At 45.0% G+C, this 16,859-nt stretch carries 14 protein-coding genes, 1 tRNA gene and 3 pseudogenes; 4 read left to right on the top strand and 14 right to left on the bottom strand.

All coding sequences use genetic code 11. From position 1 onward, the window contains the following. The 3 genes and pseudogenes from H6F92_RS26145 to H6F92_RS16215 all read right to left on the bottom strand — a co-directional run. A pseudogene (locus H6F92_RS26145) lies at positions 1 to 186 on the bottom strand (IS4 family transposase); the annotation flags it as partial. 73 nt (positions 187 to 259) lie between these two features. Beyond that, positions 260 to 367 (bottom strand): annotated as a pseudogene (locus H6F92_RS16220) (sigma factor-like helix-turn-helix DNA-binding protein); the annotation flags it as partial. A 477-nt stretch (positions 368 to 844) separates the two neighbouring features. Next, the gene (locus tag H6F92_RS16215) at positions 845 to 982 is read right to left on the bottom strand and encodes a hypothetical protein (protein WP_199308240.1); all 138 of its coding nucleotides are present in this window, start codon (positions 980 to 982) and stop codon (positions 845 to 847) included. Positions 983 to 1,667: 685 nt separating this feature from the next. Between H6F92_RS16215 and H6F92_RS16210 the strand changes: the two genes are divergently transcribed. The 3 genes from H6F92_RS16210 (at position 1,668) to H6F92_RS16200 (ending at position 6,369) form a co-directional block, all read left to right on the top strand. Beyond that, positions 1,668 to 3,413: a VWA domain-containing protein gene (locus tag H6F92_RS16210; protein WP_190358709.1), complete on the top strand. Its 1,746-nt coding sequence runs from the start codon at positions 1,668 to 1,670 to the stop codon at positions 3,411 to 3,413. Between the two features lie 179 nt (positions 3,414 to 3,592). Further along, positions 3,593 to 4,315 (top strand): hypothetical protein, encoded by a 723-nt coding sequence (locus H6F92_RS16205; protein ID WP_190358708.1) that lies wholly within the window; start codon positions 3,593 to 3,595, stop codon positions 4,313 to 4,315. A gap of 68 nt (positions 4,316 to 4,383) precedes the next feature. Beyond that, positions 4,384 to 6,369, top strand: a complete 1,986-nt coding sequence (locus tag H6F92_RS16200; RefSeq protein ID WP_190358707.1) for a M48 family metalloprotease — start codon at positions 4,384 to 4,386, stop codon at positions 6,367 to 6,369. 431 nt (positions 6,370 to 6,800) lie between these two features. Here the strand turns inward: H6F92_RS16200 and H6F92_RS27215 are convergent. From H6F92_RS27215 to H6F92_RS16150, 10 genes and pseudogenes are all read right to left on the bottom strand, one after another. Further along, positions 6,801 to 7,121 (bottom strand): annotated as a pseudogene (locus H6F92_RS27215) (RNA-guided endonuclease TnpB family protein); the annotation flags it as partial. Between the two features lie 334 nt (positions 7,122 to 7,455). Then, positions 7,456 to 8,517: an anthranilate phosphoribosyltransferase family protein gene (locus H6F92_RS16190; RefSeq protein ID WP_190358706.1), complete on the bottom strand. Its 1,062-nt coding sequence runs from the start codon at positions 8,515 to 8,517 to the stop codon at positions 7,456 to 7,458. Between the two features lie 43 nt (positions 8,518 to 8,560). After that, a complete protein-coding gene (locus H6F92_RS16185) occupies positions 8,561 to 9,556 on the bottom strand; it encodes a LysR family transcriptional regulator (RefSeq protein WP_190358705.1) in 996 nt (331 codons plus the stop codon). 189 nt (positions 9,557 to 9,745) lie between these two features. Continuing rightward, positions 9,746 to 10,993, bottom strand: a complete 1,248-nt coding sequence (locus H6F92_RS16180; RefSeq protein ID WP_190358704.1) for a glutamate-5-semialdehyde dehydrogenase — start codon at positions 10,991 to 10,993, stop codon at positions 9,746 to 9,748. A gap of 10 nt (positions 10,994 to 11,003) precedes the next feature. After that, on the bottom strand, positions 11,004 to 11,411 hold the full coding sequence (locus tag H6F92_RS16175; protein WP_190358703.1) for a hypothetical protein: 408 nt from the start codon (positions 11,409 to 11,411) through the stop codon (positions 11,004 to 11,006). A gap of 171 nt (positions 11,412 to 11,582) precedes the next feature. Then, positions 11,583 to 11,654 (bottom strand) — tRNA-Gly (locus H6F92_RS16170). Positions 11,655 to 11,725: 71 nt separating this feature from the next. Beyond that, positions 11,726 to 12,046, bottom strand: coding sequence for a hypothetical protein (locus H6F92_RS16165; RefSeq protein WP_190358702.1), 321 nt, complete (start codon positions 12,044 to 12,046; stop codon positions 11,726 to 11,728). 57 nt (positions 12,047 to 12,103) lie between these two features. Next, complete coding sequence (gene ribH, locus H6F92_RS16160; protein ID WP_190358701.1) at positions 12,104 to 12,649, bottom strand: 6,7-dimethyl-8-ribityllumazine synthase; 546 nt, start codon at positions 12,647 to 12,649, stop codon at positions 12,104 to 12,106. A gap of 118 nt (positions 12,650 to 12,767) precedes the next feature. Continuing rightward, positions 12,768 to 12,956 (bottom strand): photosystem II reaction center protein PsbZ, encoded by a 189-nt coding sequence (gene psbZ, locus H6F92_RS16155; RefSeq protein ID WP_002732865.1) that lies wholly within the window; start codon positions 12,954 to 12,956, stop codon positions 12,768 to 12,770. 362 nt (positions 12,957 to 13,318) lie between these two features. Further along, a complete protein-coding gene (locus H6F92_RS16150; protein WP_061432142.1) occupies positions 13,319 to 13,774 on the bottom strand; it encodes a CopD family protein in 456 nt (151 codons plus the stop codon). 113 nt (positions 13,775 to 13,887) lie between these two features. On the opposite strand from H6F92_RS16150, the gene H6F92_RS16145 reads away from it, so the two are divergent. Beyond that, positions 13,888 to 16,587, top strand: coding sequence for a CBS domain-containing protein (locus tag H6F92_RS16145; protein ID WP_190358700.1), 2,700 nt, complete (start codon positions 13,888 to 13,890; stop codon positions 16,585 to 16,587). Here H6F92_RS16145 and H6F92_RS16140 read toward each other — a convergent pair. Continuing rightward, complete coding sequence (locus tag H6F92_RS16140; RefSeq protein WP_002733784.1) at positions 16,584 to 16,748, bottom strand: hypothetical protein; 165 nt, start codon at positions 16,746 to 16,748, stop codon at positions 16,584 to 16,586. The genes H6F92_RS16145 and H6F92_RS16140 overlap by 4 nt on opposite strands. Positions 16,749 to 16,859 lie beyond the last annotated feature (111 nt).

Here is a 16,859-nt window from a genome sequence, read left to right as displayed (position 1 = left end):
CTTAAGAAATCTCGGCAAATTCCGTCTTCTACTTTCAAAGGTTATCGGTTGCGGGAAAAGAGCGGCCAGTTTCTCTAGTTGGACTATCCGATGACTTTGTAAGAGCAGGATTAGGAGCTGTAAGGTCAAATAGCTCGCCTCGCTAAGGTTCGCCTGTAAGCAAGCCTGATAGAATGAAGGTAACATTTTTAATTTTTGAGTGGTTGTCCTAACCACTCTATTTCTTTAGGGGGTCGTTTGGCTAGACTCCCCGCTCTATCTAGCTTGTAGCCCCTCTGTCACCCCTTGAAGGTTGACGCAGTTTTTGCAACGCTTTCAACTCAATTTGTCGCACCCTTTCCTGGGATAATGCCAAAGTGCGACCGAGCGACTGTGATAGGAATTAGAAACTTCTAAATTGTTCAGCGTAGTCATAGCTATTTCCTCGCTTGAGCGAGGAAATGATGCAGTCGGGAAAAATTTTTTCTCAAAAGTATTGATCTTTAAACCTAGAAGTTATACTAAATCCGTTGAGTAACGCACAGAAAACGGGTTTCTCGGAGAAACCCGTTTTCTACTCATGCACTCATGCAAAACGGAGAATAAATAATCAGTTTTTAATAACTGGATTTAGTATTACACCAAGTCTGGGGTTTATCTTTCTGGCCCAACTTCTCAAATTAATGATTGATTTAGAAGTAAAATTTGAATTATGGCTTGTCTTCATCTGGCAGCGATCGAAGCGGGCTTTTCCGCCTGGTCATTCAGCTTTAGGAAACTATCAAAGGCGTACCAAGCCAGGATATACCAGGGGGCCATCTTCAACCCGGACTCTTAGAGAACAGCTGCCGCAGCGCGAGGAGACTTAGGCTGCCTTAGCTAACGGCTTGCCAACACCTGCTACCACCGGAACGAGAACAGGCAGAAGCACGATCGCGGCAATTCCTAGAATGCCAAGACCTTCGACGATTTCCTCAAGTTCGGGGACGAATTTAGCTGCCATTTGGAGTTTACCTCTTTAATTCCTACACTTTAGACATCTCCAAAAATTACAACCTAGTCACAGCTTACCTTTGTCTTGTGTACCAACCAAATAGTTCAATAGCTGTAATGTATATCTATCCTTGCTAATTCAATTTTACTGAAAAAATATGAGGCAATTAAAATCATTTTTATTCGGTTAGATTCCTTAACTAGAAAGACTTTTGGTCTTGAGATAATATTATGGGGATGTCTTTTAAGTTTATCTTGAACGGTATCAATTCAGTCAAATCGGGCTCTTCTAGGTTCTGTGTGATAAGTTTAACTTACATAGGATAGATCGATCTTTGTGTCCTCTGTGTCTCTGTGGTTCCCTCTACTCCCTCGCCAGCAGGACTGTATCTCAGAATACATTTTACCCACCAAATCCAAAAGAGCCCAAACCGTTCTTAAAAGTTTACTTTTATGTTGAGTTTTGAGGGCATTGCCAGCAAGAGAACTGGTCGTTTTTTTGGTCTAGATGCCTTTAATTTTAACCTAAAATTTACTTTTTCATAATTTTACCTTAACTAAAAATTGCTCAGTCAGGACCATTGGTAAATAGTTAGGGGTGGGGAATGTAAGATATGGATGTAAATATGTTCTCATCCCATCTGCATTGATCCGAGTAACTTCGTGCTTTATTGGTTATTACTCTGTCAAGACTCATGATTAAACGCCAAAATCTTCCTTTTTCTCGTTATTTAACCTCAGTTACTCCCTTAACCGTCCTGGCTACCTTGCTATTTCTAGGCGCTTGTGGACAGCAACCCCAGCAACAAGGAAGCCAACAACCCAAACAACAGGGACTTGAAGTCAAATTTCTCGTGGGAAGCGACTTAGCCCAATTCTGTCAGCAAGCAGCCACGAAATTGAACCAAAGCCAACCCAAACTCGCTAGCGGTGAAGCCTTTTACCTCAGTTGCGAAGCTAAAGGAAGTGGCGATGTAGTCCAAACAATTCTCTCGCTGTCCCAACAGTACCAAAAGGGAACTCTTAAAGCCGATGCGCCCGAATTTCCCACCCTTTTATCCGTCGATGGCGAAATTTATCAGAGTCAACTCATCTACCAGATGAACAAGCTATTTCCAGGACAAAATTACATCCCAAAAATTACCGACTCACCCCTGATCGCTTACAGTCCGATGGTATTAATGACAACTGCTGAACTCGCCAAGGGTTTAGAAAAAGTAGAAGATCCCTTCGTCGCCCTAGCTAAATTGGGTAACTACCGCCAACTCGATCCCAAAGCCCCACCACTTCCCATCACTTACGTTCACACCGCGCCTACCCGTTCTAATTCCGGCTTACAAACCCTGGTGGCCCAATTTGCTGCTGTAGCAGGTAAGCGCCCAGAAGATCTGACTGTAGCTGACGTAGAAAAATATCAGGGACAAATTCAACAGATCCAGAGTAAAATCACTCGCTACGGTACTTCTACCGCTTCTCTTGCCCAATCTATGGTCGCCAACGGACCCTTTTGGGCTTCGGTAGCCTCAGTTTACGAGTCTTTGGTAATTGCTGCTAACAGCCAAGCTGGTTCCAATCAAACGCGCTATCAAGCCGTCTATCCCAAGGCTACTTTCAGTTCCAATATGCGGGCAATTTTAGCCAATGCGCCTTGGATAAGTGACCGAGAAAAAGAAGCTGCTGAAAAGGTAATTGAATTCATTCTTTTGCCCGAAAACCAACAAATTGCCACAGATTTGGGACTGCGACCGGGTGTTCCAGGAGTAGCCTTGGGAAGCAAGTTTTCTGCTGAATTTGGCGTGAATCCTCAACCCACCTATGACTCTTACCGTTCGCCCCAACCAGAAGTAGTTGAAGCCATGCTTAAAAGCTGGCAAAATTATGCTAAGAAACCGTCGCAAGTAGCAGTAGTAATTGATACTTCTGGGTCGATGAAAGGGCAAAAAATGACATCAGTTAAGAATACTTTACTTAATTACGTTCAGAACCTGGGGCCGAAGGAAAGAATTGCCCTAATTAGTTTCAATTCAGTTATTAACGAACCTGTGATTATAGAAGGAACTCCACAGGGGCGAGATCGGGGTATTGAATTTATTGGCCAACTGCGGGCAGATGGTGGTACAAGGCTTTATGATAGCGCCCTCTATGCCCGCAACTGGCTATCTCAAAATTTGCGCCCTGATACTATTAATGCAGTGTTAATCTTAACTGATGGAGAAGATTCGGGGTCACAAATTAATCTGGATCAGTTGGAACAAGAGTTGCAAAAGAGTGGCTTTTCTTCCGATCAGCGAATTGCTTTCTTTACTATTGGTTATGGGAAAGAAGGAGAATTTAATCCCCAGGCTTTGCAAAAAATTGCCGAAGTTAACGGCGGTTACTATCGTCAAGGAGATCCGGCGACTATATCAACTGTGATGGGAGACTTGCAAGTAGAGTTTTAGGGGGAGCATCTCACCTTTGTAACCCCTAAATCAGGTTTTTATGTCAAGCTATTTTGAAAGCCTTGCTGGAAAACAGTTTTAGTGATAAGTATAATTACTCACTTGCATAAATGAGATGCTCCCGTTTTAGGTAATGAATACTAAATCATTAATCATCAATCATCAACGGTTAACTAAAAATGAAAATTGCTAACCCTCTTTATTACCCTTTAGCCGTTTTAGCAGGCGGGATCGTTTTAGTTGTTGGTGTTCGCTTTTTGGGATTATCTAATACTGTTACTTTACCAACAGCATTGGCGGTAACTGTAGTCGGCGCAACCGCCTTGAAAGCTAGAGAACCAGATGGGGAGAAACGGGTCAAACAACAATTACAACAGGAACTGCAAGTTATTCAAGGTTCGGCTCAAAGTTTAGCAGGAAAGGCAGAAGTTCTGCGTCAAGAAGCTAACCAATTATTAAGCAGCAGTTCAGTGCAAATGGACTTATTAATCGCCGTACAGCAAGCTTGCGATAGTGCTATTGAACTTCCCCAAAAAATAGAACAAATTGCTCAACGTTTGCCAGAAAGTGAATCCTTATTGTCAATCAATGAGTTACAACAGCAACTCTTGGAAGTTAAAAGTAAAATTCGTTCGAGTTTCGGTGTATCTCGTAAACAATTAGAACAGTTGCAAGCCAGTTTAGAACGGAATATTGAATTAGCACAACAAGGACAAGATACTCGTCAAGCAAAATTAACTAGCTTGTACACTGTGATTCAAGACTCGGCTGGGGTTCTGCAACAATTACAAAATAAATTGCGGACGGCTGACTTGACTAATTCGGAAGAACTTATAGAGTTAAGAAATTTGAGTGAAGAATTGAGTGGCTTTCAAGAAAATATTGATTTTATCATTTCTTGAACCTGACTAATCAATCAACTAAACTGGAAAAATCAACACCACAATACTACCCTGGAGATTGACGATTAATGAACTTCTTAAAAACAGTTGCTTTATTAGCGTTATTAAGCAGCATCTTAGTTCTGACGGCTTATCTACTCATCGGCGGGATAATTGGTGCAGTTATCGGCTTAATCGTTGCTGCTGTAATTAACTTTAGTCTCTGGTTCTATTCCGACCAAGTTGTTTTAGCCGCTTTTGATGTTCGTCCTGCCAATTCTCAAGAAGAAGCTATACTCAAACCCATAGTTGAAGTGCTGTGCTACAGGGCAAATTTACCAGAACCTAAACTGTATATCATTCCTACTTCTTCTCCTAATGCTTTTGCTACTGGAAGGAATCCCCAACGGGGTGTTGTCTGCATTACAGAAGGGTTGATGAAACTGCTTCCTGAAGACGAATTAGAAGCCGTTATCGCCCACGAACTTAGCCACATTAAACACGGTGATGCCCTTACTGCTACAGTTGCTGTCACTATTTCTGTAGCAATTTCTCTCCTCACGGAAACAGGAATGACGGGAATGTTTGCCATGTTTAACTACCGCAACGCCAATCCCATCCGCCTAGCCGCCTTATTCCCTACCTTGCTGCTTGCGCCCCTTACGGCTACCTTAACTCAATTAGCCATATCTCGAACGAGAGAGTATGCTGCTGATGCAGGTTCAGCAAGTTTAACCGGAAATCCTCGCGCCCTCGCTAACGCCTTAGAAAGATTAGAAAATAACAGCCAACAGCAGTCAATATCCACAGAAGAAAACCCGGCATTGGCTCCCCTTCTAATTATTAATCCCTTCAAGGGTAAACTTGTCAATCGCTTATTTGCCACCCATCCTCCCACTAACAACCGCATTCAAGAATTACTCGCCATGCAACCAGGACTCTTAACGCCTCCCACTAGGAGAAACAGCCCTCAATCGAAACGCAGACGGGCAATAATTTCGGCTGCGATCGCCCTAATTGCTTTCGCTTTAGCTTATGCACCTCTTCCAGGCGTGCAGCAAAACCTTACCATCGTCAGTGGGACGGAACTTCAAGAACCATTGGCAGTCCTAGAGCCACAATTCGAGGCATCTCATCCCAACATTAACTTAGAACTCAAGTTTCAAGGCTCTCAGGACATAGTTAATAACTACATCGACCAGAAACATGACTTTACACCTACTATCCTCATTCCAGCCAATGGGGAAATATTAGAGGAATTGCGCGATCGCCTGGCGGTACAGGGAGAAAGCAATCCCTTCTACGATATGCCCCAACCCATTGTCAAAACCTTCCTGGTGGGTATCGCTTGGCCCGAGAGAGGAAAGATTATCTTCCCTGGGAGACGCTTTCAATGGCAAAGTGTAGAACGGGCCATGCAACAGCGTAACTGGACTGCTATTGGCGGACAATCTACCTGGGGAAGCTTCGATTTTGTCATGACAGACCCTAGCCGTTCCAACAGTGGTCAGTTAACCTTAAGTTTGTGGTCCCAGTCCAATCTTGGCGGAAGTCCCCTAACTGGTACTAACTTGAATGAGCCGGGAATTCAATCTTTGTTTGCTCTGATTAAGCGTTCCGTCTATCAGCCGCCCCTTTCGAGTGACATTCTCTTGCGGGAATTTATTGCTCGCGGACCCAACGACGCTGATGTGGCGACCACCTACGAAAGTATCGCCCTCTATCGCTGGTCCCAAGCCCAAACTACCCAGGGAAAACCTTACCAAATCTACTATCTTGACCCGACTATTGAGACAGTAGCGACGGCCGCAATCGCACGGCGGGATGTGAATGAGGGACAAGCGAAAGCAGCCAGGGAGTTTGTCGCCTTTCTCAGACAGCCTTCCCAACAGGAAGTATTCGTCCGCTACGGGTTTCGCCCTGTGATAAGTGGCATAAATTTAGAATCAGTCTCCAACAGTCCCTGGAATCAGAATATTCCAGGTGTGCAGGTCAATCCTTCTGTACAATTTAGCCAGCCTCCTGATGCACAACTGAGGAAAGAAATTCAACGTTTATGGCAGCGAGTTAATTAATTTGAATCAATTGACATACTCCCACCGTCAAGCTACGCTGTGACAGGGGATTCTTTCCATATCACTAACGCTCTTCTGGAACTTTCGGGAATCCCCGACCGAATCCAGATTCTGAAACCCTCGGTTGACAAGCGAACGCTAACTTTTTTTCTAATAAAAACTCAAATTTCGGGTTTCTGTTAGTTAGCGATAGCTTGAAGGCTTACCCCATAAGAGAGCTAGAGTTTAGAGACTGTAAGACTTTTGCCAGACTCCCTCCAAGAGCGTTATCGTAAATTCCTTGTTCAACGAGACAGCTTAGATTCTCAATGTCTCCATTAAGAATCCAGAGGCCAGACTCTCCCAAGGCATTTGGGTCGGTTTCTGTTTGCCCAACAGTACCGTTGACACTTCGACTTCGCTCAGTGTTAACCCTGAGCGAAGTCGAAGGGTCGAGGCTCTGACTTTCTTAAATAACGTGGATTCTCTACAGTATTGCCTTGGGCATCGGTATAAAATTCCTTTAACCCTAAGTCAATTCCTGTTATTTGTCCCGTTGGTTTATGGTATTCTCGCCGTTCTACGTCAATCAAAAACTGACAATAATAACCGTCAGCACGTCTAACAACTCTTACCCGTCTAATCTGTTGATCTGAATAATAAACTAATGTCTTCTGACTACACCATAAATCAAATTCTCCTGCTTGAAAACCGTCAGTAAATCTGATTTTACGTCGATCATCAGATAGTTTGTAGCCTGTTAGTTTGTATTCTGGTCGGATTTCATCCCCCGCAAAGGTGAGTATCTTGTCGAAAAATCTAGCGGGGGCATTCATCCGACATTTTAGGTAATTTCCCCTACAGCCCCATTCCTATCTAGGGTCTGCTGAAAAAGTTTTTCCTGGGGGTAGGAGTCGGTCGTCGGTCGTCAGTAGCCGGTCGTTTTAGGCTTTGTTGCCCTTGCTTTTTGTACCAAGCGATGTACTACAAGAAGGATAATGCAAGGTTTTTGAAAGTCCCAATCCTATTTTCTTGCACTAACATCGGACTTTAACAGGTCAAAAGCTTTATTTTAAAAGGGTTTTACCATTATTCAGCAAACCCTATCTATTCCTGATTTTCGAGATAATTACTGATCTGTTCTAGTTTAGCCAGGGCTTTTCCTGACTGTAAAGATTTTTGTGCTTGCTGGAAACCCGTGGGTAGATCTGGCGCAATTCCACAGCGCCAAAGATAAAAACCACCGTTAAAAATTGCCGCATCGGTTAATTCATTATGTTCTCCAGCTAATAAACCCTTTAATTTAGCGGTGAGCATTTCTAAAGATTCGAGGGGATAATCTGAGGGACAGAAGCCATAATCGCGAGGATTTAGGAAAAATCGCTGAAAGGAAGGGGGATCGGTGGGATTTCCCAAACCAATAATCGCCGTCCGATTACAGGCTAAATCACAACTCCCCTCTAATCCTTTCACAGTGGTGAAGTGAGAGATATTTCTCAGGGCAAAAGTTTCGCAAAAACGATCCTCGGTGGGGGGGTGAACAAAACCCGATATCTGATGAATATTACCCACAAAAGGCGACCACATTAACTCTACCGTGGCCATGGGCGGACGTTTACCGATTTGCTCCCGATAGGTGATGAAATTCTGTACTAGGGGAAAATGGCGCGGAATATAGAAAAAAGTCAATCCTGTGGTGATTAAACAGTCTTTCACTGCTGCTAAGGATAATTGACTAAAATCTGCTCCTAATTGCTGCCAGATTTCCTTGAGGGAAATACCGTATTTAGTCGGCATTCGATCGCCCCCGTGCAGGACTACGGGAATCCCCGCCGCCGCTAGGATTAAAGTAGTGATCGGAGTAACCGGGGCAGTGCGAGAGCGTCCATCGTAGGGATTGCCAAAAATAGCGATCGGATGCTGAAAAGAGGCTGATTCTAGGGGTATTTGCGGGCCAAGCTCGGCGTAGGCATCAAGCATTCCCGCTAACTCATCGCTGGTGGGGCGTTTAATGCGATGGGCAATCATAAAAGCACCGATTTGGGCCGGGGTTGCCTCTTGGGTTAACATCATCTTGGTGGCCATTGCCGCTTCAGGACGGGTTAAATTTTTGCCCGTATGGGTGCCACTACCGATCGCTTTTAATAATTCTCGAAAAGTATCGCTCATCTCAAGGAAGAAAATAAAGAGTAAATGGGATTGATTGGGATTTTTAAGGCTGGACGTGGTGATTTTCTAGGTTTTTAACCACACTTTGCTTCATTTGCCGCACTAATTGACAAAAATGAGCGATCGGTGGTATCTGTAGGCGATCGCTGGTGGTGACAAGGACTACCTGACGGGTGAGACGATGACTAAATTTACCATTATTAGCATGGGGATTTTCGCCACTAGGGGAAGCAAGAGCTTGCCCTGAGCCAAGTCGAAGGGGACGAATGGCGAGGGTGACATCGCTGCGAGCCTCCATCAGGGCAGATTGGGGCAGAAGAGCGATAATATTACCCTGACGCACCACACCGCGAAAAGCATCAAGGGTGTTTAATTCCATGACAGTTTTTAGGTGGGCATCCTGACGGGAAAACCATTCTTGTACTAATCTTTGCATTCCGTAGCCATCTTTGAAAACCACTTGCGGATAGGGGATTAATTCCGACCATGGCACTTCTTTGTATTGGGCGAGGGGATGATTAGCGGCCATGAGAATTTCGATCGCTTCTTGGTATAATACCTCGACCACCATCTCCGGGCTAGAGGTGAGAAAACGATTATTCATCACCAACGCCACATCTACTAAACCATCCCGCAGCACTTTTAAAGCGCGATCGCTGCCTAGGGCTGTAACTCTTAACTGAACTTCTGGGTATTCAGCACAAAATTTCGGCAAAATCGGCGGTAAATAGTGGGCGCATACGGAATGAATCGCCGCCACACACAATTCTGGCTGTTTTCCTGCCTGTAGGTCAGTGATTTCCTCGTGAACATTCGTCCATTCTTGACAAATTCGTTTCGCCCGGGGCAGTAATTTCTCGCCAGCAATGGTTAACTTCGCTTGAGCGGTACGATGAAAAAGAGGTAAGCCCAAATCGGTTTCTAGGGATTGAATCTGGCGGCTGATAGTCGATTGGGTGACTCCACACTGGCGCGCGGCTTGACCAAAATTGCCCGTATCGGCTACGGCTAAAAAGGCTTGCAATTGCTCGATCCGCATTCTTTCTGGTTTTAATTACATTCCGTCATGACCTTATGACAATAACGAATTTTATTGGGACTTTTGGTAGAAATTGCTACCGTTTTCTCAGTTATCAGTTACCAGTTATCAGTTATCAGTTATCAGATGTGAGTTTTCAGTTCACTGATTACTGTTGACTGTTCACTGATTACTGATCACTGAAAAAAACTAGCCCTGCACCACCTGTTTAAGGGTGGTAAAGGTTTCTAGGTTGATTAAGCCCCGGCGCTGGCCTTTTTGGTTGGAAATGCCCAAAAATACCGATTCTCCCTGTTTGGGATTGCGATCAAATCGGGGTGAAGAATTGATATAAACTAAAGCACTATCGGACTCCATGGCGAATTGACGACTTTCTCGATAGGATTCGGTGACAATACAATCCGCATGACCACTACTATACTTATTAATCCAAGCGATCGCATCAGTGAGGGTATCCACTAACCTAAAGGCCACCGTTTTTTCTAAATAGGGTCTTTGCCAATCATTATCGGTAGCAATGGTTAAATGTTCGGGAAAATCCGCCGCTAATCGGGTATCTCCCCGCAATTTAAAGCCTTTTTCCTGCAAACTTTTAAACAAACGACTTAAAGTCGAAGAATTGTGATGGGGACTAATTAAAACTTTTTCGATCGCGTTAACCGGATCTGGTATGCTGCCATGACTATCGATAATTACCTGACGAGCTAACTCCAAATCGCCACTAGGAGACCAATACAAATAACAGTTTCCCATGGCCGCGCGCAAAACGGGAACCGTAGCCAATTGACTCACCCGACCGATTAAACTAGGGCGACCGTAGGGAATAATCAAATTAACATAATTTTCCTGGGTCAGCAACTCCTCTAGGGAGGGACTAGAATCACAGGGTAAACCACTGACACAATCCACGGGTAAACCCACATCTTCCAATGCTTCTTGGATAATTTCCGTAATCACCTCATCGGAATGACTAGAGGCATTGGAACCGCGAATAATCAAACTATTGCCACTTTTTAGGGAAAATCCCGCCGCTACCATTGCTAATTCCGGAAAACCTTCATAGACGAAGGCAATCACTCCTAAAGGCATCCTTTGGCAATAGGTTTGGGAAGGATTAAGTTGATAGGCTGCGTTAATTACCTGTTGCAGCGGATCCGATGCTTCCGCTAGTTGTTGCAATACCTCCACCGTCGTCTCTAAACGTTCGGGAGTTAACCGTAACCAGCGAATCATTTGTTCTGAGACGGCCATCTCTCGACTGACTTCTAAATCGAGGGTATTGGCTTCTAAAATACGATCAAAGCCAGTTTTAATGCCCTTAGCGATCGCAATTACTCCGCGATTTCTTTCGTTGCCATTAAATTGACCTAGAGCCAGAAAAGCATTGTATGCTTGCTTAAAGATCGTCGGGGGGGTTTTGGGGGAACTTTCGATCATAGATTCTTGTCTAGCGTCGATAGGCTAACCAAAAGATGAATGCGGGCAAAATAACTAATAGCATAACTAGAATTGCCCCAAAAATCACGCTTACCCCCGGCGGTGATTTCAAAATTAAGGGTAGCCAGACGATCGATAATAACAGAATTATCCCCACCATCAGAGGTAATACCTCTTGTCCAAGGCGCTGATTGGTACTCACCCAACGAAATCCCGTCCAGCGCCAAGTGCGTTTATAGGGGTACTGGGGGGCTAATTGTTCGATAATTTGACCGTTTTCCTGTAGCACAAATATCTGTTGACAGCGATCGCAACCAAAGGCATCGGTCAATAAAATCGGGCATAATGTCCCTTTCCGACGACAGGGACAAGGATAGTCTTGGTGTTGGTCGATTTTGGTATATTTATGCGGTCGCACAAGCTAATTTTTTGTTTATAAACGGTTGTTTTTAGTCGCTCGTGAGCAATAGCTCAGGGATTCAATGGTTGCCCAAAATCCTGAAACCTGTTTCTCACGGGTAATTCCTATCTTAAGGGATACCCCTAAATTATTCATCCCAATTTTAAGATCTATTTCAAGATTTTTCTAAGCGGGCAACGCGATTCGAACGCGCGACATTCACCTTGGCAAGGTGACGCTCTACCACTGAGCTATGCCCGCAAGCCGTTTTTTTACACTTCCCTAATTATGCCAAATCTCAGAGCATTTGTCAAGTGGTTTGGAGCATTTTTTTACAATGATTCATCTTCTGGCAAATCCCCCAAACCGGTAATAGCTTCGAGAACCACTTCTATCTTAGCCTGTAGTCGGTTGAACTGATGTTCCAAGCGATCAAAACGCTTGTCAATGGCGGCGAATTTGTCATCCACTGCGGCGAATTTTTCATCCACTGCGGCGAATTTTTCATCTATATGCCGTTCCATAGCGTCAAAAGCTGCCGTAATCCGCCCCTCTGGTTCTAAATCTAATTCCAGAGTCTTGATTCTCTCGACGGCGTTGACTAATTGCCGTCTGAGTTGGTTAATATATTTGTTCTGTTCAGCTTCGCTCATCAGTGGAACTCTTGGGGAGTGGGGACAACTAAAATCCTAAATGCTGGGGGAATTTTCTTAGCCTTCCATCAGTGCCTGTGGGGGATTATTTTCCAATAATCCTAGGGGTTTATCTTCATCCCGGGGGCGCAATTGACGCATGAGACTAGCCATTTCTAGGGCAGATAGGCCATAATTCCAGCCCAAATTACTTTTAATACCAGCCCGTTCGAGGGCCTGTTGTAGAGTATCAGTGGTGAGAATACCGAAGACAACGGGAACACCTGTCTGAAAAGCGGCCGCAGCAATACCCTTAGCAGCCTCGGCAGCAACGTAGTCAAAATGGGGCGTTTGGCCGCGAATAATTGCCCCTAGACAAATAACGGCATCGTAACGGTGGGAAAGGGCGACTTGACGGGCTACCATTGGCACTTCAAAGCTACCCGGTACCCAGATATAATCGACTTGGGTGCCATCGGGATTGACATCAACCCCGTGACGCTTCAGACAGTCTTGACAGCCTGATAACAGTTTATCAGTGACGAGATCATTAAAACGACCAATCACGATCGCAAAGCGCCAGGACGATATATCTTCGGTAAAATTTCCCTCAAAAACAGTCATAGGTAGAAGGGGATAGGAGTGGGAAGTGGGGTGTGGGGTGTGGGGTGTGGGGTGTGGGGAGAATACTGACTCCTGACGACCGGATCCTGACTCCTGTCCCCCGTCCCCCTGATCAAGACTAAATCACTAAAAAGTTTAAAATAGCGACGGCAACGACTAAAATCGCCCAAATTGCCGAACCCACATAGAGAAGGGGTTTCGATTGATCCCAGTTTTGGGGGGAAGCATAGGCAACGGGGACACCAATCACCATCAGCAAGGAAAATAAAACTAGGGCAATGAGAAAAAATTGAAAGACAATAGACATGATTGGGTTCTCCTAAAGCAGTTGATGTTTATTTAGATAATTCTCCCAGATTTGATACTTGTATGGAAGAGCCTCGCTTCCACTCAACTTAACTGGACGATCCTTCCTCTAAGTCCTCTCTGAATCAGGGGTTCCCAGGAGATATCCCTGTCAGACTGAATCCACGAGCATTTTAATTTTACTGCCAGTGACTACCCAGCCGCAGCGGGTTCTAAAATTTTTTTGATGTCTCCATCCTTGCCAAAAGCAGGATTGTAAGGGTTAGGTGGGGGAAGTGACTCCCTGTAATCCCTTGCCCAGATTACAGTATTTTCGCGTTTTCGCCAAACCTGCCCTAGAAAGGTCTCCAGACTGCTGAACTGCTAAAAGCTAATGGTCAAGCCCCCCAAACGGATGCCCGCGCCAAAAATGACGAACAATACTGCTAGAGTGGTGACGGCGACTATGTGCAGGGCGAGGAAATTTAAGTTTTCCTCGCTCAGTTTAGGAATGAGAAAAAAGCGGGAATGAAGGGCCAAGATGAGAGTTAATAGCAGTAAAGCTAACTTAATGCCTATATAAACCGATAAAAAACTATCAAATGACCAAAAATCACGAAAACCGGGCAAATAAATCCAAGTCAGTCCTAGGCCTGTTATTACCTGCAACAATAGCGCAGATAACCCAAAACCTTCAAAATATTGCTCAAATTGACGAATTCGGTCTGGTTCTCGGTTTTTGAGGGCCTGGGGTAGAACGGTGACTGCCAACAATAAATGACCACCGGCCCAGACGGTCGCCCCTAGGGTGTGGAGAATTACTAAAATTTTGAACAACATCGGTTTCTCTCAGTCATGATTTGCTAACTTATAGTACTTGACCCGGTTATTGCCGAGCATTTAGTAACAATAGATACAGAAAAAATCCCGATAACTTCTCCTTACTAAAAAATATGGATTTAATTTTATGTCATCAAACGGCGGATTTTGACGCTTTGGGGGCAGCGGTGGGTTTATCGTTGCTGAAAGCGGGTAGTCGCATTGTGTTAACGGGAGGCGCGCATCCGACGGTGAGGGAATTTTTGGCCCTGCATCGGGATGAATTCGCTTTAATTGAAATGCGTAGTGTCAATCCGGACCGTATTCGCTCTTTAATTATCGTTGATAATCAGTGGCGAGAGCGTCTGGGAAAAGCCTCCCAGTGGCTCGATTTAGGGCATTTACAGGCGATCGAATTGTATGATCATCATTTGGATAGTGAAAGCGATATTCATGCCTCTAGCGTCCATTTAGAGGCGGTGGGAGCCACCACGACTTTGATTGTGGAAGCTTTACAAAAAGCCCACATTAAGCCAAACTCGATGGCAGCGACGGTAATGGCGCTCGGTATTCATGTTGACACGGGTTCCCTGACTTTTGCCGGTAGTACCCCCAGGGATGCCTATGCTTTGGCTTGGTTAATGACCTGTGCTGCTAACATTAAAACGATCGCCCAATACTGTCAACCGAGTTTTTCTCCGCGCTTACAGGAGTTATTTAGCCTTGCTTGGGAAAATCTAGAGATTAAAACGATCCATGACCGTAAAATCGCCCACGTTCTCCTCCATACTGCCGATTTTATCCCGGGTTTGTCTAGTGTGGCCGAGCGCCTACTGGAATTATCCGATAGTGATGCGCTACTTTTTGGTCATAGTTATAGTAAAGACGAGGAAGATAAATCCCGACAGCGTTTAACTGTGATTGGTCGCTCTAGGATCGATGGAGTGAATCTATATCAGCTTTTTTCCCCCTATAACGGCGGTGGTCATGCTCAGGCCGCTTCGGTGAGTTTTCGCGATGTTCAGCCAGTTCAACAGTTAAATCAACTACTGGGGGACTTAATTGCTCAAATTCCCCCTTCTCCTACCGCTAGGGATTTAATGTCTTCTCCGGTGCGGACAATTCGTCCCGATACTTCCATATCTCAAGCCGAGCGCATCCTTTTTCGTTACGGCCATTCGGGGTTATCGGTGGTAGATGAGCAGGATCGCTTAGTTGGGGTGATTTCTCGTCGTGACCTCGATTTAGCTCTCCATCACGGCTTTTCTCGCTCTCCTGTGAAGGGATACATGACTTGTAATCCGAAAACTATTACCCCCGACACTTCTCTTCAGGAAATCGAGTCGCTGATGGTAACGTATGATTTGGGGCGTTTACCTGTACTAGAAAATGGGCAGTTAGTCGGTATCGTCACTCGTACAGATGTATTAAGACAGATTCATCAAAATGAGCGGGTGCGTTTTGAAGGGGTTGCTTTGGTTTCCTGTCTTTTACCGGCGATTAAAGAGCGTTTAGAGCCGATTTTATGGTCATTCCTGCAAGCTGCTGCCGCTGCCGCTCAAAAACGCGGTTGGCATCTCTATCTGGTTGGGGGTGCGGTGCGGGATTTATTGTTAGCCACAGAAAGGGATAGTTTATTGTTACAGGATATCGATTTAGTGGTGGATGGCTGCCATCGTGCCGCCGATGTGGGTGCGGGGGTGGATTTGGCTAATTGTTTACAGGAAATTTATCCGGGGGCCCGGTTATCGATTCACGGGGAATTTCAGACGGCGGCTTTGTTATGGCACAAAGATGAGCGTTTTGGCTCGTTATGGGTGGATATCGCCACGGCACGCACGGAATTCTATCCCTATCCTGCCAGTAATCCCCAAGTGGAGGCTAGTTCGATTCGACAGGATTTGTATAGAAGGGATTTTACGATTAATGCTCTGGCAATTCGCCTAACTTCGCCGAAAGAGGGAGAATTACTCGACTTTTTTGGCGGTATGTTGGATTTACGCGCCCAACACATCCGGGTTCTCCACGCTAATAGTTTTATTGAGGATCCAACGCGCATCTATCGAGCGGTGCGTTTTGCCACTCGCTTAAGATTTGTTATTGAACCCTTGACAGAAAACTATATTAGGTATGCGATCGAAAGTGGGGTTTATGATCGCTCACGGCAACAAAATCAGAATGCACCCGCTTTACAGTCCCGTTTAAAAGCGGAGTTGAATTATATTTTAGAGGCGGATTACTGGGAAAGTGCCTTAGAAAAGTTGGCCGATTTGGGGGCTTTGCACTGTTTACACGGGGATTTAAGTTTAAATCGGGCTTTATGGCGACAATTGCGCTGTCTCAGTCGTTGGTTAGATTGTTTAAGTCTGGAATTGCCAGTGAATGCTTGGTTAATGCGGTTGGAATTATTAATCGCTTCTCTGGCTGTGGGGGAAAGAATAGCGATCGCTAATAATTTACAATTGCCTAAAGATACTGTGGGGCGTTTACAAAAACTAGAAGTTATGGAAAAGGAGATTAGCAATAATTTTGCTTATGATCGCCCCATTAGTCAAATCGTCAGCTTTTTCAATGGTTATCAGGTTCCTAGTTTGTTATTGGTGGCGGTGAGGAGTCAGACTAGGATTCGGGGTTTAATCTGGCGATATTTAACTAAATGGTCGCAGATTGAGGCTCCTATCGACGGCAATGACCTAAAAGCTTTGGGTTATCAACCCGGTCCCCAGTTTAAACTATTACTTGCGGCGGTGTTGGGGGCGACTTTAGATGGAATAGTCAGCAATAAAAGCGAGGCTAGGGCTTTTATTGCTAGTTTAACTAAGTCAGCAGATTAGGTATCGGCTGCCCCTTCATTTTCCGAAGATTGTCTTTGATCGCTGGAATAACCGCCTCTACCTCCTCTGGTGGTGGTACGATTAGAGGCAGCCCGGAATTGACGCGCGTAGGCGCGGTTGCGTTCAGCTTTTTCTTTTTTCAAATTACGACGTTTAGCCACAAGAATCTCCTTGGGATATTAGATAGACAAGCGGGGAAACGAGCGATCGCTCCCCCCATTGACAATGAAAAGAAGTTAGGTAATCATAGCCTAGAATGGTTACGATTGGGG

It is taken from the genome of Microcystis wesenbergii FACHB-1317, from assembly GCF_014696875.1.
GTDB lineage: Bacteria > Cyanobacteriota > Cyanobacteriia > Cyanobacteriales > Microcystaceae > Microcystis > Microcystis wesenbergii_A.
Note: the sequence above shows the minus strand (reverse complement) of the source record. Positions and strands in the feature narration are given on the sequence as shown.

Coding starts and splice junctions, on each gene's coding strand:
- H6F92_RS16215 (WP_199308240.1), bottom strand. CDS start 982: ATGGCAGCTAAATTCGTCCCCGAACTTGAGGAAATCGTCGAAGGTCTT.
- H6F92_RS16210 (WP_190358709.1), top strand. CDS start 1,668: ATGATTAAACGCCAAAATCTTCCTTTTTCTCGTTATTTAACCTCAGTT.
- H6F92_RS16205 (WP_190358708.1), top strand. CDS start 3,593: ATGAAAATTGCTAACCCTCTTTATTACCCTTTAGCCGTTTTAGCAGGC.
- H6F92_RS16200 (WP_190358707.1), top strand. CDS start 4,384: ATGAACTTCTTAAAAACAGTTGCTTTATTAGCGTTATTAAGCAGCATC.
- H6F92_RS16190 (WP_190358706.1), bottom strand. CDS start 8,517: ATGAGCGATACTTTTCGAGAATTATTAAAAGCGATCGGTAGTGGCACC.
- H6F92_RS16185 (WP_190358705.1), bottom strand. CDS start 9,556: ATGCGGATCGAGCAATTGCAAGCCTTTTTAGCCGTAGCCGATACGGGC.
- H6F92_RS16180 (WP_190358704.1), bottom strand. CDS start 10,993: ATGATCGAAAGTTCCCCCAAAACCCCCCCGACGATCTTTAAGCAAGCA.
- H6F92_RS16165 (WP_190358702.1), bottom strand. CDS start 12,046: ATGAGCGAAGCTGAACAGAACAAATATATTAACCAACTCAGACGGCAA.
- ribH (WP_190358701.1), bottom strand. CDS start 12,649: ATGACTGTTTTTGAGGGAAATTTTACCGAAGATATATCGTCCTGGCGC.
- psbZ (WP_002732865.1), bottom strand. CDS start 12,956: ATGTCTATTGTCTTTCAATTTTTTCTCATTGCCCTAGTTTTATTTTCC.
- H6F92_RS16150 (WP_061432142.1), bottom strand. CDS start 13,774: ATGTTGTTCAAAATTTTAGTAATTCTCCACACCCTAGGGGCGACCGTC.
- H6F92_RS16145 (WP_190358700.1), top strand. CDS start 13,888: ATGGATTTAATTTTATGTCATCAAACGGCGGATTTTGACGCTTTGGGG.